The sequence below is a fragment of the Acidocella sp. C78 genome (genome assembly GCF_907164655.1).
In genome coordinates this window covers 84,685-110,359 of sequence record NZ_CAJQZK010000064.1, presented here as the reverse complement: position 1 = coordinate 110,359, position 25,675 = coordinate 84,685, and the positions used below count along the sequence as shown (strand labels likewise).

Sequence of the window (25,675 nt, the reverse complement as noted above, 5' to 3'; positions counted from 1 at the left end):
GGGCCCCGTCGTGTAACCAGACCAGAACGGTAGGTTCAGACCGCCTTGAGGTTGGTCGCAGCCGCCTTGCCGCGTTCCTGCGTCACCTCGTAGGAAATCTTCTGGCCTTCGTTGAGGCCGCGCATGCCAGCAGCCTGAACCGCAGTGATGTGAACAAAAACATCCTTGCCGCCATCCTGCGGCACGATAAAGCCAAAGCCCTTCGTGGTGTTAAACCACTTGACAGTGCCGATCGCCATTGTCGCGTCGTCGCTCCTAAGACAGACCCACCGTGCGACCGCCGCACGGCTCCAGAGGGACAACCGGGTTTTGGACGTCTTGGCCGTACGGAAACCCGTCTCGTGCAACAAGGCAAGCCAAAGTCGATTGCACGATTAATGACGCAGAAACCGCCGGAGCTGTCAACGCGAATAAATTCTCCCGCGGGCGATTTAAGCAAGATTTCGCAAACTATCCGTTCAAATTCGATAAAACGCATAAGAGCCACCTACGATTGCCTTTCCGCACGCAGCGGGGAATAGTCAGGAAAGCCATTTACAGGGAGATCGATACATGACGAACGCTACCGTTTTCGAGACGATTTCGACCCAGAAATGTTTCGGCGGCATGCAGGGCGTCTATCGGCACGAGGCAAATGAAACGGGATGCGCGATGCGCTTTGCTGTTTTCATCCCGCCTCAGGCCAAGATCGGGAAGGTTCCCGCACTTTATTACCTGGCCGGCCTGACATGCACGGAAGAGAATTTCACGGTTAAGGCCGGGGCGCAGCGCGTTGCCGCGGAGCTTGGGATCGCCCTGATCGCTCCGGATACCTCGCCGCGCGGCCTTGGCTATCCCAGTGAATCGGACGCGTATGATTTCGGCGTCGGCGCCGGGTTTTATGTCGACGCCACCGAAGACCCGTGGCGAAATGGGTACAGGATGTATTCGTACATCTCGGAGGAATTGCCGGCGCTGATCAATGCCTCCTTTCCGGTCGATGCCGCACGGGTCGGCATTTTCGGCCACTCGATGGGCGGACATGGCGCCCTCACGATCGCGCTTCGGAATCCGCGGCGCTATCGGTCCGTTTCCGCATTCGCGCCGATCGTATCGCCGATGCGTTGTCCCTGGGGCGAAAAGGCGTTGACCTTCTATCTGGGCGGCGACCGCACGGCCTGGCGCGATTACGACGCAACCGCGCTGATCGCTGACCGTGGCTGGAATGGTCCGGCCATCCTGGTTGATCAGGGAACGGCCGACCCATTCCTTGAGCGCGAACTCAAGCCCGAATTGCTGCGGGAGGCCTGTTCAGCAAAGGGCGTGGCGCTGGAGCTGCGCATGCAGGATGGCTATGACCATTCGTATTTCTTCATTTCGACCTTCGTCGAAGACCATCTCAGGCATCACGCCCAACATCTCTGATGGGCGGGGCCTGACGAGATGCCGATCAGACGGTCAGTATCCGGCGGAGCAGTTCGACATCCTCGGCGAAATCGGGATCAGCGTCGATCAGTTCGGTGACTTTCGCCACCGCGTGCATCACCGTCGTGTGGTCACGGTTACCGAACTTCCGGCCGATCTCGGGCAGGCTGCGGCTGGTCAGCTGCTTGGCGAGATACATCGCAATCTGCCGCGGGCGCGCGATGTTCCGCGCCCGCCGGGCCGACGACATTTCGCTGATCCTGATATTGTAATGCTCGGCGACCTGCTTCTGGATTTCCTCGATCGTGATCTTGCGGTCGTACGCGCGCAGGAGATCGTGCAGAACCTCGTGCGCCGTTTCAAGCGTGACGGGACGCTCGAACAGGTTTGCGTGCGCGATGAGCCGGTTCAGTGCCCCCTCGAGTTCCCGGACATTCGCGGTGATCTTTTGCGCGAGGAACTCCATCACCCGACCGGGCACGTTCACGCCGGCACGGGCAGCCTTGGCCTCGAGAATGGCCAGCCGCAACTCGTAGGTTGTCGCATGGACATCGGCAACCATGCCGCAGCCCAGCCGGGTGCGAAGCCGGTCCTCGATCCCTGAAAGATCGGAGGGCGACTTGTCGGCGGAGACGATGATCTGCTTGCCGGAATCGACCAGCGCATTGAAGGTGTGGAAGAACTCTTCCTGCGTGCCATCCTTGCCGATGAGGAATTGCAGATCGTCCACCATCAGGACATCGACACTGCGCAACTCGTTCTTGAATTCGATGGTAGACTGCCGGCGCAGGGCGCTGACGAATTTGTGCATGAACTTCTCGGCCGACATATAGGCGACCGTCACCTCGTCCGAGCGTTGCGAAAGCTCCCAGGCGATCGCGTGCATCAGATGGGTCTTGCCGAGCCCGACCCCGCCATAGAGGAACAGCGGGTTGAAACCGGGTGTGGCATGTCCATCCGCGACGCGCCTTGCGCAGGCGTACGCAAACTCGTTCGGCTTGCCAACCACGAACGTATCGAAGGTGAACCGGGGATCGAGCGGCGCGCTCATATCCTGCCGATCCTCAATTTCACGGCGGGCGGCGGCAGGCTTGACGGCAGCCCCCTTCACCTCGGCCTCGGCAAGGTCGGGGGCGCGCTCGCTCGTTCCCACCGGCTTGGTGCGGATATCGACCCGGCGCACCGCAGGATTTTCGGCCTGCCAGAAGGCGGTCAGCAATCCACCATATTCCTTGTTGACCCAGTCGCGCAGGAACCGTGTGGGCAGCATGACCGTGACTTCATCGCCATCAAGCCCATGCAGAACGGCCTGGCGCAGCCAGTTGCGATACTCGACCTCGCCAATCTCTTCCTGCAGACGCCCCCGGACGCGACTCCACTGGCTGGCCAGTTCATCCTGGCCAGTATCGCCGCGCGAACGCCCTGAAGACCGGGCTTCGCTACCCTGATCCTGCCAAACCTGCGTGCTCAAGTGCCGCTCCCGTCCTGACTTCATCCCTGCACGACCGCATGACCGACCCGATATTCGACCGCACAAACCGGCCATCCGCAATCGATGGTTGAAAAAACCACCAAACGGATCAGTCACCGTCATCCATTCGTCATCCTGTGACCTGAAACTAGGCCAAACCCAGCGCCCTGCGCAAGACCCTATTGATTTGATTTTCTGCTGATATAATGTGCATCTTTAAATAATTGCCCATTAAATCAGGTGATTGATGGAGCCCTTTGAAATCTGGCCGCATCACTTCCTGATAAAATCGCAAAAACATCTTGCAATTGTCGGTTGCAGTTCATGTTGACGCGCTGTTGCGAAATACGATCAGTGAAGCAATTCTGATCCTGACAGCGAGTGCATCAGAAAACAACAAACAGCAGACATATCCAGCGACTTGTTTCATTCGCTGAATACCTCAACTGATCGTCGTTAAAAACGTGGTTTCACCAAGCCGAGAGGACTGATTGAAACGGCCCTTGCGTCAAGAGCCGCTCCGGCAACGGCGGTGGGGTTTTATCCGATAGAAATGGAAGCCCCGCCGCGTCTTAGACGGAGGCCGAAAGCGCCTTCACGCGGGCGGAAAGCCGGGACAGCTTACGGGACACCGTATTGGCCTTCAGAACGCCCTTTGTGGCGGCGCGCTGCAATTCAGGCTGAGCGACCACGAACGCGGCACGCGCTTCAGCATGATTGCCCGACGCTATCGCCTCTTCAACCTTCCGGACGAAGCTATGCACGCGTGACCGGCGGGCCTTGTTGCGCGCTGTGCGAACAATGGTCTGACGGATGCGCTTCTGCGCCGATGCAATATTGGCCATGGACGAACGATCTCTTCCAGTAAACGGAGCAAAAACCAACAGGCCGCAGCGCATGGTGGCTGCGGCCCGAAATCATATGTGTAGATATCGCCGGTCGGGTTGGCCGTCAAGCAGGGAAACCGCGCAATCCAGCGTCCGCATTCCGTATGGCCAGAGCGCGCGACAGACGCCGGAACGGCCGTCGCCCGACCGGCCTCCGGATATGACGGCATCCGACCGCAATACCCGCATGGCGCGTTACGCCAGCGCGTCGAACGCCCGATCGAGATCGTCGATCAGGTCCGCAACGTCTTCAAGACCCACGGAGAAACGGATCGTTCCTCCCCCGATGCCAAGGCGGGCTCGCTCTTGCGCGGGAATACGAGAGTGGGTCGTGGTTTCCGGATGAGTTACCATCGATTTCGAATCGCCCAGATTATTGGAAATCGCGATCAGATCGAGTGCGTTCATGAAGCGGAACGCCGCGTCCTTGCCTCCCTCAAGCTCGAACGTCACCAGCGTGCCGCCGGCGCTCATCTGCCGCTTCGCGAGGTCAACCTGCGGATGGTCGGCCCTGAACGGATAGAGAGCCCGCCGGACATGGCGATGGCTTGCGAGATGATCCGCAATGGTCGCCGCCGAGCGGGAGGCCTGGCCGACGCGAAGCGCCATCGTCTCAAGCCCTTTCAGGATGACCCAGGCGTTGAATGGCGAGATCGCGGGACCGGTGTTGCGGGTGAAGGGCTGAAGCGTGGTCTCGATCCAGGCCTTGCTGCCCAGCACGGCACCACCGAGCACACGCCCCTGGCCATCCATATGCTTCGTCGCGGAATAGACGACGACGTCGGCGCCAAACTCGATCGGCCGTTGCAGCAGAGGCGTGGCAAAGACATTGTCGACCACCACAACGGCGCCGGCCTTGTGGGCGAGGTCGGCAACGGCGCGCAGGTCGATGATCTCGAGCATCGGATTGGACGGCGTTTCCAGCAGCACCAGCGCAGCGCCCGGTGCCAACGCCGCCTCCCAGGCCGCGAGGTCGCTCCCGTCGACGAACACGCTCTCGATGCCGTAGCGCGGCAGCAAGGTCGAGACGATCCAGGAACAGGAGCCGAACAGCGCACGCGAGGCGACAACCCGGTCCCCGGCCTTCAAATGGGACAGCAAGGCCGCATTCACCGCAGCCATGCCGGTCGCGGTGGCGCGGCATGCCTCGGCCCCCTCAAGCGCCGCGAGCCGGGCCTCCAGCATGCTGACGGTCGGGTTGCCGAAGCGGGAATACTGGTAATGCGCAATCTCGCCTTTGAACGTGGCCTCCGCCTGTTCCGCGCTATCATAGACAAACCCGGAGGTCAGATAGAGCGCTTCGGCGTTCTCTGCGAAATTGGACCTGATCTGGCCGGCGTGAACCAGAGTGGTCGCGGGGCGGTATTTTCGTTCTTTCATGATCCGTCTATATCGTGCCGGCGTGGGACGGCAACCCACATGCGGCATGGGCCAGACCGGAGGATCGCAAAGGGCTGGTTTGCAACGGCGGTCAGACGGCGCCGAGCGCGGAGGCGGCAGGCGCTGGCTGGCGCAGCCAGCGATCGAGCATGGGAATGATCCGCTTTGCCGGCTGAAATCCTTCGGTGACGATCACGTAGCGCCGATCCGGCTCCTTTGCGGCGACAAGGGTCGGAAAGCCGACGATGCCGGATTTCTGCGTCAGCGCGAAGTCTTGCCGCGTTTCCGCGCCAAGGTCGTCGGAGCGGAGCAGATCCCGGAAAATCTCCGCGCCGAACCCCTGGCGCGCCGCGATTCCCGCCAGCACCACCGGATCCGTCACATCCTCGTTGCATAAATAGAAAGACCGCTGGATGTTGCCCAGAAGGATGAACGCGTCCTCCGCCGAGCGGCGACGGGCTGCGACAATGGCACGACAAGCCATTTCGCTATCGTAGAAAAAGCCTTCGCGGTCGAAAAACGCATGATCGAAGGGCTGCCCGGACGCGTCTTGCACCCGCTCCCAATGGGCTGACGTCAGACTTTTCGCCGCCGCATCCATGGGCGAACGCACGTCTCGCCGCAGGCCGCCGAGAACGATGCGAATGCTCGTCCGGCGGGCATAGCGTGCGCGAATCTCATCCATCACCGGCGCAAAACCCCAGCACCATGCGCACATCGGATCGATAAAGTAGACGAGAGAGGTTTCATATATCATACGTCACACCATATGTGCCAATCCGCCGCGCCGGACGGGTTGTTTTATAATGATCGGTTTATTATATTGGAATTGGTAATGCAGTCGAGATCAAGAGTAATATGCCACGCCCACGCCTCCTGACTGACGATGACGTTCTCGACCGGGCAATCCCGGTCTTCAGACAGAATGGCTACGCAGGCACGTCTCTACGCGACCTGACGGAGGCAACCGGTCTCAGCGCGGCCGCGCTGTACCATCGGTATGGCGACAAGGACGGCCTGTTCCGCGCGGCGCTCGAGCGCTACGCTGATGACGGCTTGACGCCTGTTCTTGAAGAGCTCGCCGCGAATTCCGACCCGATCGCCTCGATTGCCGATTTTCTCGGCCAGATCCGCGACCTTTCGCGGGACGATCCGCTACATCTCGGCTGCCTGCTGGTGAACACGGCGATGGATGGCGGCCCCCTGTCCCCTGAAGCGAGGACGATCGTCGCGACGCGTCTTGGCGACGTTCAGCGGTTTTTCCAGGAACGGCTTGAACACGCCCAGGAGGCCGGGCATTTGCCGGCCGGCATGAACGCCGCCACACAGGCCGAGCTGCTGTTGGGCACCGTTGTCGCGCTGCGCACTTTCGCGCGGCTCGACCCCGATCCTGGCCGGCTGGACCGCCTTGTCGATGACGCCGTGAGCAGACTCACGAGGCCCGCGCCCACATCCATATGAACACATGCACCACCCGGACACGCCGCCAGTCTCCGCCGGCCTTGCGGCGTTGCTACGCGGAGTGCCGCCTGAGGAGAGCCTGAATGCGTGACCCCCTGAAGCTTTACGATCTCGCCGGCGCGGACGAACGCGTCCGGTTCAGCCCGAATTGCTGGCGCACCCGCTTCGCGCTCGCCCACAAGGGCCTGCCGTGCGAGACCGTGGTCTGGCGGTTCATGGAAAAGGACGCCATCGCATTTTCCGGCCAGGGCAAGGTGCCCGTGCTGGTCGATGGTACCCGGCATGTTCATGACAGCTGGACCATTGCCCTGTACCTTGAGGATGCCTACCCGGATCGTCCGAGCCTGTTCGGCGGCGCCGCCGGCCGCGGCCTCGCCCGCTTCGTGAACCAGTGGACCAGCGAGGCGGTACACCCCGCGATCGCGAAGGTTGTGCTGCCCGACCTCGTGGACATTCTGCACGAGGGCGACCGCGAGTATTTCCGCACGACGCGCGAGGCCGCTTTCGGCACCACGGTGGGCGCGCTGCGGGCGGCGCGCGAGGAGAATCTCGCCGCGCTCCGCGCCACGTTGCGCCCGCTTCGCAGCACGCTGGCCGATCAGAAATTCCTCGCCGGCGACGCTCCGAACTATGCGGACCATGTGGCCTTCAGCGCCTTCCTCTGGGCGCATGCCTCGACCCCGGTAAAGATCCTCGCCGAGGATGACACGCTGCACGCCTGGTGCGGCCGCATGTTCGACGCTTATGACGGGCTGGCACGCAGCCTGCCGGCCGCCGCCTGAACGGGAGACATCCAATGTCCGCGATCGAGGGTATCCGCGCCTGCGTGTTCGACGCCTATGGCACGCTGTTCGATTTCGGCTCCGCCGTCGCCCGCTGTCCGGATGTGCCGGATGACCGGCGCGCCGCGCTGGTGACGCTCTGGCGGGACAAGCAGCTGCAATACACCTGGTTGCGCAGCCTACAGAACCTCTACACCGATTTCGAGACCGTCACCGCCGACGCGCTCGATTTCGCGCTGGAAGCGACCGGCCTCGCCGACCCGAAGCGGCGCGAGTCGCTGCTCGCACTCTATCGTATCGTCTCGGCCTATCCCGAGGTAAAGGCGACGCTGGGCACGCTGAAGGCAAAAGGAATCGCCACGGCGATCCTCTCCAACGGCACTCCCGCGATGCTCGCCGCGGCCATCGCCCATGCCGGGATTGGCGACGAGCTTGACCATGTGCTTTCGGTCGAGGCGGTGGGCGTGTTCAAGACCGATCCGCGCGTCTACCAGATGGTGCCGGCGCGCCTCGGCGTCGAGCGCAAGGAAGTCTGCTTCGTCTCATCCAATGGCTGGGATGCCTACGGCGCCTCGGCCTTCGGCTTCCGTGTCGCCTGGTGCAACCGCGCGAAGCAGCCGGCGGAGCGGCTGCCGGGCACGCCCGACGCCATGATCGGCGATCTGTCCGCCCTGCCCGGCCTGCTCGGCCTCGGCTGAGGCGCCGCTTGCGCCAGCCGGGACGGCGGCGCTAGATTGAGAGCAGGAACCGGTGGCCCGCAAGGGCTGAAACGGGAACGCAGAAGGGCGAAGTTTCGCCCCGTCTGCGGCTGCCCCCGCAACTGTGAGCGGCGAGGCGCGTTCATCCGGGCCATTGCGAGGCGGCACAGACCGCCCGCGAGAAGGCCGAACGCGCCAATGACCCGCGAGCCAGGAGACCGGCCGGTTCCGAGACCATGCGCGCGCATCCGGGCGGGGTGAACCGGGAGCGAAGGGTGAAGTCCCGAAGCCTTCGGTCGCCCTGATGGCAGCGCCCGCCCCGCCGGGCGCCGGACCGGAGACTCCTCATGCGCGACTTCGCGCGACACATATCTTTGATCACCCTGACCTTGTGCGGGGCGCTCGCCACTGCGCACGCCCAGAGCGAGCAGCTTCCCGCCGGCACCGTACCGATCGAAACGGTGACCGCCTCGTATGTGCGGACACCGATCGCCGACACCCCCGCATCGGTCACGGTCATTACCGCGGCCGAATTACGCCGGCGCGGTGTATCCACCATCGCCCAGGCGCTCGCCACCGTCCCCGGGCTGAACGTGGTGCAACTGGGTGGGCCGGGGGCCCAGACCTCGGTCTTCATCGACGGCACGAATTCCGAGGACGTGCTGGTGCTGCGCGATGGCGTGCCGGTCAACGACCCCTCGGTGGCCAACGGCGCGTTCAATTTCGGCAATCCCGGCATTGGCGATATCGCACGGATCGTCGTGGTCCGCGGCCCGATGTCGGGCCTCTACGGTTCGGGCGCGATCGGCGGTGTCATCAACCTGATCAGCAAGCGCGGGCACGGCGCGCCGCATGTCGATTACGACATTGCCGGCGGCTTTCCCGGCCAGGGCGAAGGCAGTGTTACACTTTCCGGCCGGAGCGGGAAGTTTGATTACGCAATCACCGGTTCGCTCATCGAGCAGGCCGGGTTCGACGCGACGGCGCGGCGCCTTGCCGTCTATGCCGGGCATCGCGATCCGTTCCGCTACAAGCTTGGCGCCGTCAATCTCGGCTACACGCCCATCGCCGGCACGCGGATCTCGGTGATCGTCCGCGCCCGGCAGACCGGCAGCCAGTATCCCGATCTCGGCTACCCGATCTTCGATGATCCCTATGAAAACAGCTACGATTCCAACGTTTTTGTTCGCTTCGGGGTGAAATCCCACCTGTTCGACAACCGGCTGACCACCGCGCTCGACATCGCCCATGTCCAGGACGACCGCCGCTACCTCACCTTGTTCGACCCCGCCGACCCCAATCAGTATGCCGGCGACAGCGGCTATCGCGGCGACCGCACAGTGATCCAATGGAACAACGTGGTCCGTCTTCCCGATTTCGGGCCTTTGGCAGGGTCGGACCTCGTGGCCGGCATTGAAAGCATTCACGACACCGCAATCGAGAACCTCAACGAGAATTTTTTCGGATTTCCCTATCTGGCGAGCCTCGACGCCTCGCAATCCACCACCGCCGCGCATCTCGGCGCGCAGACCACCGTGGCGCGCCGCCTTTCGGTGCAGGGCGCCATCCGTGCGGATTCGGTCAGCGGCTACGGCACCGTGGTCACCGAGCGCGGCGGCCTCGTCCTCGCGCTGCCCGCCATCGACACACGGTTGAAAGCCTCGGCGGGCAGCGGCTTTCTCGCCCCCTCACTCTACGACCTGCACGGCATCGACAGTTATGGCTATCACGGTAACCCGAACCTCCACCCCGAACACTCGATCGGCTACCGGTTTGGTTTCGAGACCGTCCTGCCCGCCTTCGGCATGGCCGACGCGGTCACGCTGCGGATGAGCTATTTCCATCAGGACATCTCGAACCTGTTCCAGTACACATCGCTGCCCGACGGCACCAGCACGGAGGAAAACGTCGCCCGCGCCCGCATTCACGGCGTCGAGGCCGGCATCGGCTTCGCGCCGGCGCCCTGGCTCTCCGGCCAGATCGACTACACCCGCACCATCGCCCGTGATGTTGCGACGGGCGCCGCCCTCCTGCGCCGGCCGGAAAACGCCGGATCGCTCACCGTCTCGATCCGTCCCATCCCGGCGCTGTCGATCGAACCCGCCATCCGCTATGTCGGCCGTTTCTCCGATTACCTCTACGCCAATTCCGGCTATCCGGCCGGGATCGGCCTTGCCCGGCCCGGCACGATCGCCAATCTCGCGGTCAACTACCGGGTTAGCCGCGCGCTCACCCTCTTCGCGATCGGCCGCAACCTGACCAACTCGCCCTTCGAGCCGGCAAACGGCGTGCAAATCCCCGGCCAGAACTTCCTCTTCGGCCTGAGAGGCACGATCGGCGGATGATGTCCGCATCCCGGCTCGGCGCGCCGCATACGACATATTCGTGAAAGGCATATGTTGCGATGCACAAAAAACTTGAAACAGGCAGGGCAACCGACATATAGTGCGATGCAGCAAACAACACGTTGTTTGCTTTCTTGGACGTTTCCTCCCTAAACTTGGCGGCCTTGTGGCCGCCATTTTTTTTGCTCGCTCCACGTCCTGTCGTGATGTGGCCCTTCCAAAAAAATCGCTTGCCTTCATCCATCAGCCGTTTACTTTACGCATGGCAGCTATATCACAAAAGCAAGAAGGACGGGACGAATGGTACTTTCAAGGCGCAATGCTCTTCGAGGAGCGGCAGGCTCGGTTCTCCTCGCTTCGGCAAGCCCCATCGCCCGTGCGGCGGACAAGGTCTATCACCTTGGGATTACGCTTCCCCTGACCGGTGCCGATGCCGAGGCCGCGCACCTGATCCTGCACGGCGCGCAACTCGCCATCAAGCTGGCCAACCAGAGCGGCGAACTGGGCGACATCCGGCTTGAGCCGATGATCCTGAACAACGCCACAGCGACCGCCGGCCAGTACGACCCGGCGCAGGCCGCCACCAACGCGCGCAAGCTGGCGGGCACGCGCACCGTTCTCGCCAATGTCGGCCCCGAGATGAGCGGCTCGGGCAAAGCGATGGCGCCGATCCTTTCGATGGCCAGTCTCGCGACCATCACCCCCTCCTCCACCGCGCCGGACATCACCAGCCCGACCTATGCCGGCGAGTTCGATCCGGGCGGCAAGCCGATCTATTTCCGCACCGTGACGACCGATGCCTATCAGGGCCCGAACATGGCGAATTTCTACGCCGAGGTGCTGAAGGCGAAAAGCGTCTACCTCCTCGATGACAGCGGCGCCTATGGCGTCGGCCTCGCCAACGCCTTCGAGGCCCAGGCGCGCAAGAAGGGCATGAAGGTCCTCGGCCGCGATCGGCTCGACCCCAAGGCCGCCGACTATTCCGCCGTGCTCACCAAGATCGCCGCGACCAAGCCAGCCTCGCTCTATTACGGCGGCACGATGCAGGCCGGCGTGAAACTGGTGAAGCAGAGCTACCAGATCATTCCGCACGTGATCAAAGGCGGCGGCGACGGCATTCTGAGCCCCGAGATGATGACGGCCGCCGGTTTTCCCGCCGCCGAGGGCTGGTATGGCACCAACGCCTCGCCGCATGTGGTCGATGACCCCAAACTCGCGAACTGGGTCGCGCTCTATACGAAAACCTACGGCGTCGCGCCGGACGACTACGCCATCACCGCCTACGACGCCGCCCTCGTCGCCATCGCCGGGATCAAGGCGGTGCAGAAGGCCGGCAAGCCGCTCACCGCCGCCACTGTGCGCGACGCGATCGCGAGCGTGCATGTCAACGGCTTGCAGGGGCCGATCAGCTTCGACAAGTATGGCGATATGACCAGCCATATCGTCGCCGTGTTCCAGTTCCACCAGGACAAGTCCGCCCCGCTCGGGGATCTGAACAAGCAGATGCGATACGTCGGCGTGGCACCGCAGCACTGACGCGGCACCCATGACCGGAACGGCGGTTTTTCTTCAGCAGCTCGTCAACGGGCTGAGCCTGGGGGCGATGTACGCGCTGCTCGCACTCGGGTTCACGCTCGTCTATGGCATTCTCGAACTGATCAATTTCGCCCATTTCAACGTCTTCATGGTGGGGGCGTTCGTCGGCCTCATCGTGCTGCAATCCTTCGGCCTGCAGGGTCAGACGGTGCTTCTGCACGGCGCGCCCCTGGTTCTCGCGCTGCTCGCTTCCCTCGTGGTGACGATGTTGGCCTCCGGCGTGCTCGGCGTCCTGATCGAGCGCTACACCCTGCGGCCGATGCGCAACGTGCGGGGACCGATGGCGATGATCACCACGATCGGCGTCTCCTATATCCTGTTCAACCTCGTGCTGCTGCTCACCAACGCGCAGGCGCTGAACTACCCCGACCCGATGCCGAGCGTCGACTATCATCTCGGCGGGGTGACGATCCGCCTCAAGGCGGTGATCATCTGGGTCGTCGCGGCGGTGCTGATGTGGGGGCTCAACCTGTTCGTCAGGCGATCCCGCCTCGGCAAGGCGATGCGCGCCGTCGCCCAGGACGCGGAGGCCGCGCGGATGATGGGCGTCGAGGTCGACCAGGTGGTGATGATCGCCTTTTTCGCCGGCTCGGCCCTGGCCGGCGCCGCCGGGATGATCTTTGGCCTCTACTACAATTTCACCCAGTACAGCATCGGCTACACGGCGGGCCTGCGCGCCTTCACCGCGGCCGTGCTCGGCGGCATCGGCAATGTGCCGGGGGCGATGGTGGGCGGCCTGCTCATCGGCCTGATCGAGACAATCGGAAGCCAGTACATCGCCGCGAAATGGGCCGATGTGATCATTTTCTCGATCCTGATCTTCACGCTGGTCTTCCGCCCGGCCGGCCTGCTCGGCGCGCAGTCGCCCAACCGCTCGTAAGCGGCGATGAAACGCCTCGCCTTGCTCTCGCCCCGCCAGCGCCAGGCGCTGTTCGCCGCCCTGCTGATGGTGCTGCTGCTGCTGCCCTTTCTCGGCATCGGTCAGGCGAATATCGATGTCGCGGCCAATAGCTGCGCCTATGCGGCACTGGCGCTCGGGCTGAACATCGTCGTCGGCTTCACCGGCCTGCTCGATCTCGGCTATGCCGCCTTCTTCGCCATCGGCGCCTATGCCTACGGCATCCTGAACTCGTTCCAGCTTCACCCGCACTGGAACGCCGCCTGGGCGCCGCTCGCGGCGATCGGTTTCGTCGCGAAGCTTGGCGCGGGTGCGGCGGCGACGGTGCATTTCACCTTTCCCTTCTGGCTGATGCTGCCGGCTTCCGCCGTCATCGCCGCCTGTTTCGGCATGGCGTTCGGCGCGCCAACCCTGCGGCTGAAGGGGACTATCTCGCTATCGTCACTCTCGGTTTCGGCGAAATCGTGCCGATCGTCGCGCGCAACTGGTCGTCGCTCACCAATGGCGCCGAGGGGCTGAACGGCGTCGGTCCGCCGGTGCTGTTCGGCTATCGCTTCGGCATCAACGCGACACCTTATTACTATGTCGGCCTCGGCCTCGTGCTGCTGCTGCTGTTCATCTCGCTGCGGCTGAAACCCTCGCGGATCGGCCGGGCCTGGATGGCGGTGCGCGAGGACGAGATCGCCGCCGGCGCGATGGGCGTGCACACCACGCGGCTGAAGCTGCTCGCCTTCGCCATGGGCGCCGGGTTCGCCGGCATGACCGGCACGTTCTACATCGCCAAGCTGCAGACCGCGACGCCGGACATGTTCGACCTGCCGGTCTCGATCATGGTGCTGGTAATGATCGTGCTCGGCGGGCTCGCCAGCGTCTGGGGCGCCATTCTCGGCGCGGTGCTGCTGGAACTATTGCAAGCCTGGTTTCTGCCCGCCCTGTCCGGCTGGGTGCAGGGGCTCGGCAACGCGATCCATTCGCCCTTCCTGCAGAATCTCCAGCTCACCTCGGCCTCGGAGCTGATCTTCGGCATCATCCTGGTGACCATGATGCTCTACCGGCGCGACGGTATTGTTCCGGTCGGCCGGAACGAGGTGCGGCTGAGCTACGAGCAGCAGGACGCCGCGGTTTCCCGCGGGGCTGCCCCAGCCGTGGCCAGGCTGCGCGCCGGACTCGCCGAGGCCAGCGCCGACGCACGGCCCGCGGCGCTCGAAATCCGCGACCTCACCGTGAAATTCGGTGGGCTGACCGCGCTGAAATCGGTTTCGCTCGATGTTCCGGCGGGCGGTATCGTCGCCGTGATCGGGCCGAATGGCTCGGGCAAATCCACCCTGTTCAACAGCATCACCGGCCTCGTGAAACCCTCCGCCGGCGTGGTGCGTTTCGCGGAGCGCGATCTGCTCGGCCTGCGGCCGGACCAGGTGCTGCGCGCCGGCGTCGCCCGGACGTTCCAGAACATACGCCTGTTCCCCAACCTCACGGTGATGGAAAACGTGCTGATCGGCCAGCACAGCCATCTCTCCGCCGGGGCCGCCGGGGCGGTGCTCGGCCTGCCCCGCGTGCGCGCCGAAGAGCGTGAGGCGCGGCAATTCGTGCTCGAATTGCTGGCGATGTTCGGCAACCGCCTGGTACCGCGGATCGACCAGGGCGTGGCGCAGCTCTCCTACGCCAATCGCCGCCGTGTCGAGATTGCCCGCGCCCTTGCCTCCCGCCCGCGCCTTTTGATGCTCGACGAACCCACGGCGGGGATGAACCCGGCGGAAAGCCTGGAACTTGCCGAGCAGATCGCCGCCTTCCGCGATTTCGGCCTCACGATCCTGCTGGTGGAGCACAAGCTCGATGTCGTCACCCGCCTCGCCGACAACGTGATCGTCCTCGACCATGGCGAGAAACTCGCCGAGGGACGGGCCGACGAGGTGCGCCGGAACGAAGCGGTAATCGAGGCCTATATCGGCCGGGGTGCGGTCGATGCCTGAGGAAACCCTGCTCGAATTCGCCGGCGTGCACACCCATTACGGCGACCTCCACGTGCTCAAGGGTGTCGATTACACAGTCGCACGAGACGACATCGTGGTGCTGCTCGGCGGCAATGCCAGCGGCAAGTCGACCACGATGAAGACGATCATGGGCACCGTCACCCCCTCGAAGGGCGAGGTGCGCTTCCGCGGCGCGCCGATCAACCGGCTCAGCACCTCGGAGCGGGTGAAGCGCGGCATCGCCCCGGTGCTGGAGGCGCGGCGGCTGTTCCCGCGCATGACGGTCTACGAGAATCTCGAAATGGGCGCCTATACGCGCAAGCGCGGCCCTGACTTCGACGAGGATCTTGAACGGGTCTACGCGCTGTTCCCCCGCGTGAAGGAACGCCGCCAGCAGCTCGCCGGCACGCTGTCCGGCGGCGAGCAGCAGATGGTCGCGATCGGCCGCGCGCTGATGGCCCGCCCGGCGCTGATCTGCATGGACGAACCCTCGATGGGCCTCTCGCCGCGCTTCGTCGAGATCGTGTTCGGCATCATCCAGACGATCAACCGCCAGGGTGTGGCGATCTTCATGGTCGAGCAGAACGCCCACATGGCGTTGCAGATCGCCAGCCGCGGCTACGTGCTGCAGACCGGCCGCGTCGTGCTCTCCGGCCCCGCCGCCGACCTCGCCGCCAACCCGGCGATCCGCGAGGCCTATCTCGGCGAGTTGCAGGTGGAGGACAGCTAGAGCATCATCCGATCAGATGGAGTCATCTGATCGGATGATGCTCTGATTATCAATATCATAGAGCACTACATCCGATCCGGATGGATCGGAAAGTGCTCTAGCCCGGCAGCGGCATATTCACGCCGAAAATCTGCAGGAGCAGAACGACGTTGAGCCCGAGGATCACGATCGCGCCGCCGATCGCGGCGATGGCGGTGATCCCGCGCACCGCGAGCGCGCCCATCAGCGCCCGCCGCGTGGAAAACCACAGCAATGCCAGCATCGGCACCGGCAGCGCCAGGCTCAGCACCACCTGGCTGAGCACCAGCGCTCGTGTCGGGTTCACGCCAAGGCCGATCACCACGAAGCCGGGGATCATGGTCAGCGCCCGGCGAAGCCAGATCGGGATCGAAAACCCGACAAATCCCTGCATCACCATCTGCCCCGCCAGCGTGCCCACTACGGAGGACGACACGCCGGAGGCCAGCAGCGAAATGAGGAAGATCACGGCGGCACCGGCGCCGAGCAGCGGCGAGAGCGTGCGATAGGCCTCGCCGATTTCGGCGATCCCCTGATGCGCCGGATGGAAGGCGCCGGCGGCCATCGCCACCATCGCCATGTTCACCAGCCCGGCGACCCCGAGCGCCGCAAGCACCTCGATATTGGAATAGCGCACCAGCCGCCGGCGCTGCGCCGCATCCTGCGGCGCCACCCGCGCGCCGGAGAGGCCGGAATGCAGGAAGAGCGCGTGCGGCATCACCGTGGCGCCGACGATGCCGACCGCGATCGTCAGCGCCTCGGCATCCGGCAGGGACGGCAGCACCGTATGCAAGGCCGCCTGCCGCCAGTGAACCGGCACGATCAGCAGCTCGGCGAGGTAGCAGAGCGCGATGACGCCGACGAGCGCGCCGATCGCCAGTTCCATCGGCCGGAAACCGCGCCGGTCGAGCAGCAGGATGCCGTAGGTGATGATCCCGGTAATGGCCATGCCCGCCATCAGCGGCAGACGCGCGAGCAGGGCGATCCCGATCGCGCCGCCAAGGAACTCGGCGAGATCGGTCGCCATGGCGGCGATCTCGCTGATGATCCACATCGGAATGGTCAGCGCCGGCGGCAGCGTGTCGCGGCATAGCTCCGCGAGATTCCGCCCGGTGACGATCCCGAGCCGGGCGGACAGACCCTGGAACAGCATGGCGATCAGGCTGGCGAGCAGTACCACCCAGAGCAGGTCATAGCCGTAGCGGGCGCCGGCCTGGATGTTCGTCGCGAAATTGCCGGGGTCCATATACGCGATCGAGGCGACAACCGCGGGGCCGGCAAAGATCAGCGGATTGCGCCATCCGGCGCGCCCGGCCAGCCGGTCCGCGACGGCGCGTGCCGTCCGTTCGCTCAGCCCTGGCCGGGAAACAAGGTCGCTCACCGCAATCGAAGCCCACCCATGAAAATGTAGCCGAGGCTATATATAGGGCAGCAGGCAGGATTTTGAAGAGGCGGGCGAGCGGTCACGCCGAAAACAAAGCGCCGGTCGGAGCGGAACTCCGGCCGGCGCCATGTCTGGATCGTGCGGAGAGTCGGTCGGGCAGGCCCCGGCCGGCTCGGCTCACTCGGCCTTCAGGAAGTCGAGCAGCTTGTCGATCGCGCCCTGCTTGTCGAGCCCCTCCAGCGCGCCGTATTCGGCGGCGAGACGGTCGAGCGCCTGCTCGAAGATCTGCCGTTCGGAGAAACTCTGGTCCGGCTGGCCGGCATTGCGGTGCAGGTCCCGCACCACTTCGGCAATCGCCATCGGGTCGCCGGAATTGATCTTCGCCTCGTATTCCTGCGCCCGGCGCGACCACATCGTGCGCTTCACCCGGGCACGGCCCTTGAGAGCGGCGAGCACCTCGTCGAACTGCTTGCGGCTGGAGAGCTTTCGCAGGCCCGCCGTGCGCGCCTTGTTCACCGGCACCCGCAGGGTCATGCGGTTTTCGTCGAAGGTGATGTGGATCAGTTCGAGCTTCTGGCCGGCGATCTCCTCGGCGGCGATGCGCTCAACCTTGCCAACGCCATGAGTAGGGTAGACGACGTGATCGCCGGGTTTGAAGGTTTCGGCCTTGGCAATCGCGCGTTGCGGCAGCACGGGACGCGGGCCTGGCGGGGGCAGCGCATCGCGTTCGACTTCGGAAGTTTCGGGTTCAGTCTGGGCGGTATTCGGGCTGGGCATATCGGGCTGTGAGTCCTTCTCGGTCTTGGCCGCCTGTGCATCGGCGGCAGTTCTGGCGGTGCGGCGTGGCGTCGCCTTTTCTGGCCGCAGTTCAGTTGGGGGAGCCGCCACTTTACTGGCAGCCTTTGAACGGGACGCCTTGGCACTGTTGCTGACTTCCGCACCGGCGGACGCCGGATCGGTAGGAGCGGGTCGTTTCATGCTGAACCTCGAAAGCGAAGCGATCAAGGGCGCGTATCGCACCACTCAAAAGCCGGACGAACACCGGATCAGCATTGATACCACAAATTTCAGTCCCGGTGAACGCCCGGCCGCGGAACGCTCAATCCTTGTGTGGTTCCGGCGACAGCAACTCCGCCTTGCCAGGCCGGTCCTTCCACTCGTCAGCATCCGCTGGCGGGGTCCCCTTCCTCGTGATGTTCGGCCAGGCGGCCGCGAGTTCACGGTTTTTCTCGATCCAGGCTGATGCCTTGGAGTCGGAATCAGGGACAATGGCCTCGGCCGGGCATTCGGGCTCGCACACACCGCAGTCGATACATTCGTCCGGGTGGATCACCAGCATGTTCTCGCCCGCGTAGAAACAGTCGACCGGACAGACCTCGACGCAGTCCATATACTTGCACTTGATGCAGTTTTCGGTGACCACATAGGTCATCGGGCACTCCTGAGCATGGGATGGATCGATCGGCGATATGCCCCCAACAGCCCGCCAGCGCAAGGCGGCGGCCTGCATCAGTCCTCTGCAACAATCTCGTAGAGCAGGCGCGCCTCGGCGGCAGGGCCGCGTCGCGCACCCAGCGCGATCACCCGCACGACCAGGATTCCCTGCGGCAAGGCGAGGGTCAGCACATCGCCGGGACGGAGTTTTGCATGCGGCTTTTCGGTGATCTGACGATTGATCCTCACGCCGCCAGCCGCGACGAGCCGTGCCGCGACGCCGCGGGTCTTGGCGAAACGCGCATGGAACAGGAACTTGTCGAGCCGTTGCCAGGCGGCATCCTCGCCGCCTGCCGGCTCAGGAGGCGGCACGCCGAAGCGCGGCCAGCGCCGCGAAGGGATGGTCGGGATTGGGCGGCGGGGCCGGGCGCGCGACCTTGCGCGGCGCTGCCGCCGGCCCGCGCTTGTGGCGCCGCAATTCAACCATCGGCGGGCGCGGCGGACCGAACATGCCCGGCGCCATCGCCTCACCGGGAATGAGACGCAGGCCGAGGCCGCGCAGCACCGCCGGCAGATCCTCCAGGCCCACGCCCAGCCGCGGAGCGAGCATCTGCGGCACCGGCGCCGGGCGGCGGCGGGCGGCATGGCGCAGTTCGCCCGCCAGACGCTCGGCGATATCGAGGCGAATCGCCCGCGGACCGGCCACCACCCAGCCGAGATACGCGGCGAGCCCCGCCGGCCAGTCCGGCGCCGGAATCGAGACGAGGCCGGGCGCAGGCAGGTCGGGCAGCGCCCGGCGGTGCCAGGCGGACCACAGCACCGCCCGCAGCACCGCCGCGCGGGGTTTCAGCAGCGCCGGCATGTAGAGCGCGAAAGCGCCCTCCCGCACACCGATCCGGCGCAGTTGCGCCCGCAATTCCCCCCCCGCCCCGCCCGGCGCCAGCACGCCGGCCTGCTCGGCCAGCCGGTGCAGCGGCCCGCGCAGCGCCGGATCCGCCTCGGCCGCCTTCGCCGCGGCGAAGAGCGGCGCCAGCCCCTCGGCGATCACGCCATCGACGAAGCGGGCGAGCCGCGCGCGCACGGCCTCGCGCTGCGATCCGTCGAGAAACTCGCTGTCGATCACCTCGACCGCCGGCGCCAGCAGCGTGGCGCCGCGCCGCAGCCGGGCGACGGGCACGCCCTGCCAGGCAATCGCGCCCGCCGGCCCGAGCGCGAAGTCGCCATCCCCCGCCGCCTCCAGCCGGGAGACCCGGCGCGGCATCTCGCCTGCCAGGGCGCGCCGCGCCGCCCGCAGCACGATCCGCTTGTCCGCCCCGCCCACCGAGGCGTCCGGCTCGAAACGGAACCCCTCGATCCGCCCGACCGGATGCCCCTCGACCACCACATCGCCCGCCCGCGTCACGGCGGACAGCAGCTCGGCGGTCTCGGCCTGTTCCAGCCGCCGGGTCAGCCGCGCCGCCCGGCGATCGACGAAGCGGGCCATCAGCTTCTCGTGCAGCGCGTCAGAGAGCAGGTCCTCCGCCTCGCGCGCGCGGCCCTGCCAGTGCGCGGCATCGCGCACCCAGTCGGCGCGGGCGGCGATATAGGCCCAGATCCGCACCTCGGTCAGCCGCTGCATCAGCGTGTCGATATCGCCATCGGTGCGCCCGAGCCCGCCGATCTGCCCGGAAACCCAGTCCTGCGGCAACACGCCATCGCGCAGCAGATGGGTGAAGACCCGCGCGCAGAGCCGCGTGTGGTGGTCGGTGGCGAGCTTGCGGAAATCCGGGATCTGGCACGCCTCCCAGAGCAGCCGCACGGCGCGGCCGCCCCGCGCGGCTTCGCGGATCGCCGGGTCGTGCGCCAGCGCCGACAGCACGAGCACATCCGACGCATCGTTGCCGCGCACGAGCCCCGCGCGGTCGGGTGGCGCGAGCAGGCTGGCCAGCAGCGCATCGGGCGAGGCGAAATCCAGCGCCGCGTTTCGCCAGGCGAGCTGTTCCAGCGGCTCGAAGGCATGCGCCTCGACCGCGCCGACCAGTTCCTCGGTCAGCGGCGGGCAGGTGCCAGTGGAGCCGAACGTGCCGTCGCGCATCCCCCGCCCGGCGCGGCCGGCGATCTGCGCCACCTCGCTCGCGGTCAGCAAACGCGGGCGGTGCCCGTCGAATTTCGACAGTCCGGCGAAGGCGACATGGTCGACATCCATGTTCAGCCCCATCCCGATCGCATCGGTCGCGACCAGGAAATCGACTTCCTTTTCCTGATAGAGCGCCACCTGGGCGTTGCGCGTGCGCGGCGAGAGCCGCCCCATGACCACCGCGCAGCCGCCGCGCCGGGTGCGCACCGCCTCGGCGATCGCGTAGACCTCGGCGGCCGAGAAGGCGACGATGGCCGAGCGCGGCGGCAGGCGGGAGAGCTTGGCCGGCCCTGCATGCGACAGCCGCGACAGGCGCGGCCGCGTTTCGATCTCGGCCTCGGGCACGAGACGGCGGAGCAGCCGGCGGATCGTCTCGGCGCCGAGGAACATGGTCTCCACCATGCCGCGCGCGTGAAGCAGACGGTCGGTGAAGACGTGGCCGCGATCGGGATCGGCGCAGAGCTGAATCTCGTCCACTGCGACGAATTCGACCTTCCGGTCGAGCGGCATGGCCTCGACGGTGCAGCTGAACCAGCGCGCCTCGGCCGGCACGATCTTTTCCTCGCCGGTGATCAGTGCCACATGCCGCGCCCCCTTCGCGGCCACCATCCGGTCGTAATTCTCGCGCGCGAGCAGGCGGAGCGGAAAGCCGATGATTCCGGAGGAATGGGCCAGCAGCCGTTCGATGGCGAGATGGGTCTTGCCCGTGTTGGTCGGGCCAAGCACCGCCTTCACACGCGGGGCGAATCCGGACATGAGCCGAGTTTGGCGTTTCCGCCGGCAAATGCAAGGCGCAACCCACCGCGCGGCGATTGCAGAACCGCAACACCTCCCCTATCTCGCGGAGCACGATCCGCTCCATGAGCGCGACACCTTGCCGTGAGGATTTTCTGATGAACACCGCAACCGCGACCGACCGTCCGTTCGACGCCGAAGTGGGCCGCCTGCTCGACCTGGTGGTTCATTCGCTCTACTCCGAGCGCGAGATATTTCTCCGCGAACTCGTCGCCAATGCTGCCGACGCGACCGACCGGCGCCGCTTCCTCGCCCTGTCGGACGAGAGCCTGGCGCTGCCCGAAGGTGCTGCCATCCGCATCAGCATCGACAAGCCGGCACGCACCATCACGATCGCCGATGACGGCATCGGCATGACCGGGGAGGACCTGGCCAGCCATCTCGGCACCATCGCCCGGTCCGGCACCAGAGCCTTCACCGCCAGCCTCGCCGAGGCGAAGCCCGAGGACCGGCCGAACCTGATCGGCCAGTTCGGCGTCGGCTTCTATTCCGCCTTCATGGTGGCGGACCGCGTCGAGGTGACCTCCCGCCGCGCCGGCACCGACGCCGCGCACAAATGGTCCTCCGAGGGCACCGGCGGCTATCGCATCGAGACGGCGACCCGCGAGACCCCGGGCACCGACATCGTGCTCCACGTCAAATCCGATGCCGACGAGTTCCTCGAACCCGTCCGCCTCGAGACGATTCTGCGCAAATGGGCCGACCACATCTCCGTCCCGGTCGAGATCGAGCGTGACGGCAAGTTCCAGAAGGCGAACGAGGGCACCGCGCTCTGGCGCCGTCGCAAGGCCGACATCGCCGAGAAGGACTACACCGAGTTCTACCGCCATCTCGGCCACATGTTCGACGAGCCCTGGGCGACGATCCACTGGAGTGCCGAGGGCACGGTGGAGTTTTCCGCCCTGCTCTTCATCCCCGGCCGCTCGCCCTTCCCGGTCACCGAGGATGACCGCGAATCGCATGTCCGCCTGCATGTGAAGCGGATGTTCATCACCGACGACGCGAAGCTCCTGCCCTCCTGGCTCCGCTTCGTCGAGGGCGTGGTCGACACCGAGGACCTGCCGCTCAACGTCTCGCGCGAGATGCTGCAATCCACCCCGGTCCTCGCCCGCATCCGCAAGGCGCTGGTCAACCGCGTGCTGGGCGAGCTGAAGACCCGCGCGAAGGAGAGCGAAGCCTATCGCGGGTTCATCGAGCAGCACGGCCCGATGCTGAAGGAAGGCATCTACGACGACGCCGACCACCGCAACGACATTGCCGCCCTCGCCCGCTTCCGCAGCACGCATGGCGAGGAGCTGACCTCGCTCGACGACTATATCGCGCGGATGAAGGACGGACAGCAGGACATCTATTACATCACTGGCGAGGACCCCGCGCGCCTCGCCGCCTCGCCGCAGATCGAGGGCCTGCGGGCGAAGGGCTACGAGGTGCTGCTGCTCTCCGACCAGATCGACTTCTTCTGGCCCGAGCGGCTCGGCACCTATGAGGGGCACAAGCTCGTCCATGCCGGCCAGGCCCGCGAGATGTTCGACGCCGCGGAGACGCCGGAGGCGATGAAGACGCTGATCGACGCGCTGAAATCAGCCCTCGGCGAGCAGGTCGGCGAGGTCCGCGCCTCGAGCAGGCTGACCGACAGCCCCGCAGCCCTCGCCGCCGGCGAGGCGCAGCCCGACCTCGCCCTGCAACGCCTGCTGCGCCGCGCCGGCCGCCCGAGCTTCGCGCCGGCGCCGGCGCTGGAACTCAACCCGGCGCACCGACTGATCGAGGGGCTCATCGCGCGCGCCGCCGCCGGCGAGGCCATGGACGACTGGGCCGCCCTGCTGCTTGACCTCGCCCGCATCCAGGATGGGGAATCACCAGTGGACCCGGCCCGGTTCGCCCGCCTGGTGGCGGACAGGATGGCCGGCAACGCCGCCTGACATTTCGGGGCGCCGACCGGGCTGACCGGTCGGCGCCGCAACCCTATCGAACCGCCGCCTTGGCTCAGGCGAGCGGCGCGGCCGCGCTCTCCTGCCGCACCTGCTCGGCCTGACGCAACAGGCGAAGAAAATTGGCACCCCAGATCTTCTCCAGCGCCGCACGATCGTAGCCGCGACGCAGCAGTTCCGCGGTCAGCGCCGGGGTTTCGGCCGCATTCATGTAACCGGCGACGCCGCCGCCACCATCGAAATCGGTGCCGATGCCGACATGTTCGATCCCGATCCGGCGGACCACGTAGTCGACATGATCCGCGATCGCCTCCACCCCGATCTCCGAGGGTTTCGCGCCCCGCTTCAGAAACGCCGAAACCATGGTGATCTGGATCAGCCCGCCGGTCGCGGCCAGCGTGTCGAGCTGTTCGTCGTCGAGATTGCGCGGATGGTCGCAGAGCGCCCGCGCGCAGGAATGGGTGGCGATCACCGGCGTGCGCGAGAGCCGGGCCGCCTGCATCATCGTCGATTTCGCGGTGTGGCTGACATCGACGAGAATGCCGAGATCGTTCATCCGCGCCACCGCCGCCCGCCCGAGCTCCGAAAGCCCGCCATGCAGCGCCGCGCCATCGCCGTGTTCGGGGCGTGGGATGGCGGCATCCGCAAGATCGTTATGCCCGTTATGGGTCATTGTCATGTAGCGGACGCCGCGCGCGGCGAAATCATCGAGGGTTGCGAGGTCCCCACCCAGGGCGGCGCCATTCTCCACCACGGGGATCACCGCGAACCTGCCGCCCCGATGCGCGGCCTCGACCTCATCGGCCGTCACGGCGAGGCTTGTGCCGGGCTGGCGCCCCATGGCCGCAATCGCATCGAGCATCGCCAGCGCCCGCTCCTTCGCCGCGGTGCCGCAAGCCGGGATTCGGCGTCCTTGCGGGACGTAAGCGGCAAAGCAGACCGCTCCGACCCCGCCGCGCCGGACCTTCGGCAGGTCGACGCAACGCGGCCCGTCATGCATGAAATCAGGGCCTTCAGGCCAGGGGATGTCGACATGCGTGTCGATGACCAGAAGATCGGCGTGATCGTGATGTGTCATGAGGCAACCCTCGCCGGAGGCAGCCCGTCCGGTCAAGAGCGGAGCCGCTCAACCGAGGCCAAATATCCCGTAGAGTCGCAACATTGGCGGCCAGGCCCGACCGATGGGACCATGCAGCGCGAACAGCAGGACGATCACCACCAGCAATGCGCCGCCGGAAACGATCCATTGCGCCCGCTCGGACGGCCAGATTTCAGCCGGTGCTACGGCCACCCTCCGTGCCTCAACAACCACGGAGGGTTCGGGAACCGGAAGCGGCGCCGGTTCGGGCATGACGAGCGGGGGCTCCGGCACCGGTTCGGATACCGGCGCGGGCGCGGCCTCGTCCGGCGCGGCCTCGGCTTTGGCTTCTACTTCGGCGTCCGCTTCGGCGGGCGCGGGAAGCGGCGTCGCCTCGGCCGCCGCGGCCTCGGGCGTCAGATCCCAGACATGCCCGCATGCGGCACACCGCACGGCGGCGGGTAGTCGCGCCGCCATTTCGACCGGCAGAGCGTACACAGCCTCGCAATTCGGACACGCAGCGCGCATGGCGCGTTTCATGGCAGTTTCGCTCCACCCGCGCAACCGCCGCGGCACGAGCCGGATGCCGGTTGATCGTGACCGGGAGCCGGGGCATTGAAGAGCGATGATCCGCTTCACCCATGTCGGGCTGCGCTACGGCAAGTCTCCGGGCACCGAGTCCGTTGCGCTCGACGATATCGACTTCGAGATCCCGGAGGGCGGGTTCCGCTGGCTCACCGGCCCTTCGGGCGCCGGCAAGACCAGCCTTCTCAAGCTCATGTATCTCGCCCTGCATCCGAGCGAGGGGAGGATCGACCTGTTCGGCACCCCCACATCGAGGCTCGACCGGCGGGGGATCGCCTTGCTGCGCCGGCGGATCGGCGTCGTGTATCAGGATTTCCGGCTGCTCCAGCACCTCACCGCCTTCGATAATGTGGCCCTGCCGCTGCGCCTCGCCCGGCGCAAGGAGGCGCAGGTCCGCGCCGATGTCACCGAGCTGCTCCGCTGGGTCGGCCTGTCCGGCCGGCTCGACCACCGGCCGGACGAGATGTCCGGCGGCGAACAGCAGCGCGTCGCGATCGCCCGCGCGGTGATCGCCAAGCCATCACTGCTCGTCGCCGACGAACCCACCGGCAATCTCGACGACGACCAGGCGGAGCGGCTGATGCATCTCATCCGCTCGCTGAACCGGCTCGGCACCACGGTCATCGTCGCCACCCACAATCTCGGCCTCGTCGCCCGCCACCCCGCGCCGATGATCGAACTGCAGGATGGAAGAATGACATGGCACGGCTAGGTG

24 protein-coding genes and 1 riboswitch are annotated in these 25,675 nt (G+C 65.8%); of the genes, 12 read left to right on the top strand and 12 right to left on the bottom strand.

Features of this window, described 5'->3' with window-relative positions; all coding sequences use genetic code 11:
* Window positions 1-35 precede the first annotated feature (35 nt).
* Complete coding sequence (locus tag ACIDOCELLA78_RS84795) at window positions 36-239, bottom strand: cold-shock protein (RefSeq protein ID WP_007421600.1); 204 nt, start codon at window positions 237-239, stop codon at window positions 36-38.
* A 313-nt stretch (window positions 240-552) separates the two neighbouring features.
* On the opposite strand from ACIDOCELLA78_RS84795, the gene fghA reads away from it, so the two are divergent.
* Window positions 553-1,404, top strand: coding sequence for an S-formylglutathione hydrolase (gene fghA / locus ACIDOCELLA78_RS84790; RefSeq protein WP_201728017.1), 852 nt, complete (start codon window positions 553-555; stop codon window positions 1,402-1,404).
* Between the two features lie 25 nt (window positions 1,405-1,429).
* Here the strand turns inward: fghA and dnaA are convergent, their stop codons facing one another.
* The 4 genes from dnaA to ACIDOCELLA78_RS84770 all read right to left on the bottom strand — a co-directional run bounded on the left by dnaA (window position 1,430) and on the right by ACIDOCELLA78_RS84770 (window position 5,899).
* A complete protein-coding gene (gene dnaA / locus ACIDOCELLA78_RS84785) occupies window positions 1,430-2,899 on the bottom strand; it encodes a chromosomal replication initiator protein DnaA (RefSeq protein ID WP_201728016.1) in 1,470 nt (489 codons plus the stop codon).
* A gap of 548 nt (window positions 2,900-3,447) precedes the next feature.
* A complete protein-coding gene (gene rpsT / locus ACIDOCELLA78_RS84780) occupies window positions 3,448-3,720 on the bottom strand; it encodes a 30S ribosomal protein S20 (RefSeq protein ID WP_201728015.1) in 273 nt (90 codons plus the stop codon).
* A 237-nt stretch (window positions 3,721-3,957) separates the two neighbouring features.
* Entirely contained in the window at window positions 3,958-5,142 is a 1,185-nt protein-coding gene (metZ, locus tag ACIDOCELLA78_RS84775) for an O-succinylhomoserine sulfhydrylase (protein ID WP_201728014.1), read from the bottom strand.
* Between the two features lie 91 nt (window positions 5,143-5,233).
* Entirely contained in the window at window positions 5,234-5,899 is a 666-nt protein-coding gene (locus tag ACIDOCELLA78_RS84770; protein WP_201728013.1) for a DsbA family protein, read from the bottom strand.
* Window positions 5,900-6,000: 101 nt separating this feature from the next.
* Here ACIDOCELLA78_RS84770 and ACIDOCELLA78_RS84765 point away from each other — a divergent pair, with 101 nt between their 5' ends.
* From ACIDOCELLA78_RS84765 to ACIDOCELLA78_RS84725, 9 genes are all read left to right on the top strand, one after another.
* Complete coding sequence (locus tag ACIDOCELLA78_RS84765; RefSeq protein ID WP_201728012.1) at window positions 6,001-6,603, top strand: TetR/AcrR family transcriptional regulator; 603 nt, start codon at window positions 6,001-6,003, stop codon at window positions 6,601-6,603.
* Between the two features lie 83 nt (window positions 6,604-6,686).
* Entirely contained in the window at window positions 6,687-7,385 is a 699-nt protein-coding gene (locus tag ACIDOCELLA78_RS84760; protein ID WP_201728011.1) for a glutathione S-transferase family protein, read from the top strand.
* 14 nt (window positions 7,386-7,399) lie between these two features.
* Window positions 7,400-8,083, top strand: a complete 684-nt coding sequence (locus ACIDOCELLA78_RS84755) for a haloacid dehalogenase type II (RefSeq protein WP_201728010.1) — start codon at window positions 7,400-7,402, stop codon at window positions 8,081-8,083.
* A gap of 33 nt (window positions 8,084-8,116) precedes the next feature.
* Window positions 8,117-8,325, top strand: a riboswitch (cobalamin riboswitch).
* Between the two features lie 105 nt (window positions 8,326-8,430).
* Entirely contained in the window at window positions 8,431-10,428 is a 1,998-nt protein-coding gene (locus ACIDOCELLA78_RS84750; RefSeq protein WP_201728009.1) for a TonB-dependent siderophore receptor, read from the top strand.
* Window positions 10,429-10,728: 300 nt separating this feature from the next.
* Window positions 10,729-11,964: a branched-chain amino acid ABC transporter substrate-binding protein gene (locus tag ACIDOCELLA78_RS84745; protein ID WP_201728008.1), complete on the top strand. Its 1,236-nt coding sequence runs from the start codon at window positions 10,729-10,731 to the stop codon at window positions 11,962-11,964.
* Between the two features lie 10 nt (window positions 11,965-11,974).
* Window positions 11,975-12,904, top strand: coding sequence for a branched-chain amino acid ABC transporter permease (locus tag ACIDOCELLA78_RS84740; RefSeq protein WP_201728007.1), 930 nt, complete (start codon window positions 11,975-11,977; stop codon window positions 12,902-12,904).
* A 6-nt stretch (window positions 12,905-12,910) separates the two neighbouring features.
* Window positions 12,911-13,441, top strand: coding sequence for an ABC transporter permease subunit (locus ACIDOCELLA78_RS84735; RefSeq protein WP_249675200.1), 531 nt, complete (start codon window positions 12,911-12,913; stop codon window positions 13,439-13,441).
* Window positions 13,387-14,892: an ATP-binding cassette domain-containing protein gene (locus ACIDOCELLA78_RS84730; protein WP_249675198.1), complete on the top strand. Its 1,506-nt coding sequence runs from the start codon at window positions 13,387-13,389 to the stop codon at window positions 14,890-14,892. The genes ACIDOCELLA78_RS84735 and ACIDOCELLA78_RS84730 overlap by 55 nt, the downstream gene beginning before the upstream one ends.
* Window positions 14,885-15,622, top strand: a complete 738-nt coding sequence (locus ACIDOCELLA78_RS84725) for an ABC transporter ATP-binding protein (protein ID WP_201728006.1) — start codon at window positions 14,885-14,887, stop codon at window positions 15,620-15,622. The genes ACIDOCELLA78_RS84730 and ACIDOCELLA78_RS84725 overlap by 8 nt, the downstream gene beginning before the upstream one ends.
* Before the next feature lie 97 nt (window positions 15,623-15,719).
* Here ACIDOCELLA78_RS84725 and ACIDOCELLA78_RS84720 read toward each other — a convergent pair whose 3' ends face one another.
* The 5 genes from ACIDOCELLA78_RS84720 to ACIDOCELLA78_RS84700 all read right to left on the bottom strand — a co-directional run bounded on the left by ACIDOCELLA78_RS84720 (window position 15,720) and on the right by ACIDOCELLA78_RS84700 (window position 21,330).
* Window positions 15,720-17,021, bottom strand: coding sequence for an Nramp family divalent metal transporter (locus ACIDOCELLA78_RS84720; protein ID WP_201728005.1), 1,302 nt, complete (start codon window positions 17,019-17,021; stop codon window positions 15,720-15,722).
* Window positions 17,022-17,201: 180 nt separating this feature from the next.
* Complete coding sequence (locus tag ACIDOCELLA78_RS84715) at window positions 17,202-17,801, bottom strand: CarD family transcriptional regulator (protein ID WP_249675196.1); 600 nt, start codon at window positions 17,799-17,801, stop codon at window positions 17,202-17,204.
* Window positions 17,802-18,123: 322 nt separating this feature from the next.
* On the bottom strand, window positions 18,124-18,456 hold the full coding sequence (fdxA, locus tag ACIDOCELLA78_RS84710) for a ferredoxin FdxA (RefSeq protein WP_201728003.1): 333 nt from the start codon (window positions 18,454-18,456) through the stop codon (window positions 18,124-18,126).
* A 77-nt stretch (window positions 18,457-18,533) separates the two neighbouring features.
* Window positions 18,534-18,830 carry an RNA-binding S4 domain-containing protein gene (locus ACIDOCELLA78_RS84705; RefSeq protein ID WP_201728002.1) on the bottom strand — a complete coding sequence of 99 codons (297 nt, stop codon included), beginning with the start codon at window positions 18,828-18,830 and terminating at the stop codon, window positions 18,534-18,536.
* Window positions 18,817-21,330 (bottom strand): helicase-related protein, encoded by a 2,514-nt coding sequence (locus ACIDOCELLA78_RS84700; RefSeq protein ID WP_201728001.1) that lies wholly within the window; start codon window positions 21,328-21,330, stop codon window positions 18,817-18,819. The genes ACIDOCELLA78_RS84705 and ACIDOCELLA78_RS84700 overlap by 14 nt, the downstream gene beginning before the upstream one ends.
* Before the next feature lie 137 nt (window positions 21,331-21,467).
* Here ACIDOCELLA78_RS84700 and htpG point away from each other — a divergent pair, with 137 nt between their 5' ends.
* Window positions 21,468-23,288: a molecular chaperone HtpG gene (htpG, locus tag ACIDOCELLA78_RS84695; RefSeq protein WP_201728000.1), complete on the top strand. Its 1,821-nt coding sequence runs from the start codon at window positions 21,468-21,470 to the stop codon at window positions 23,286-23,288.
* 64 nt (window positions 23,289-23,352) lie between these two features.
* On the opposite strand, the gene ACIDOCELLA78_RS84690 is transcribed toward htpG, so the two are convergent.
* Complete coding sequence (locus ACIDOCELLA78_RS84690; RefSeq protein WP_201727999.1) at window positions 23,353-24,375, bottom strand: dipeptidase; 1,023 nt, start codon at window positions 24,373-24,375, stop codon at window positions 23,353-23,355.
* A gap of 48 nt (window positions 24,376-24,423) precedes the next feature.
* Window positions 24,424-24,915, bottom strand: coding sequence for a zinc-ribbon domain-containing protein (locus ACIDOCELLA78_RS84685; RefSeq protein ID WP_249675194.1), 492 nt, complete (start codon window positions 24,913-24,915; stop codon window positions 24,424-24,426).
* Window positions 24,916-25,000: 85 nt separating this feature from the next.
* Here ACIDOCELLA78_RS84685 and ftsE point away from each other — a divergent pair, with 85 nt between their 5' ends.
* Window positions 25,001-25,672: a cell division ATP-binding protein FtsE gene (ftsE, locus tag ACIDOCELLA78_RS84680; RefSeq protein WP_201727998.1), complete on the top strand. Its 672-nt coding sequence runs from the start codon at window positions 25,001-25,003 to the stop codon at window positions 25,670-25,672.
* Window positions 25,673-25,675 lie beyond the last annotated feature (3 nt).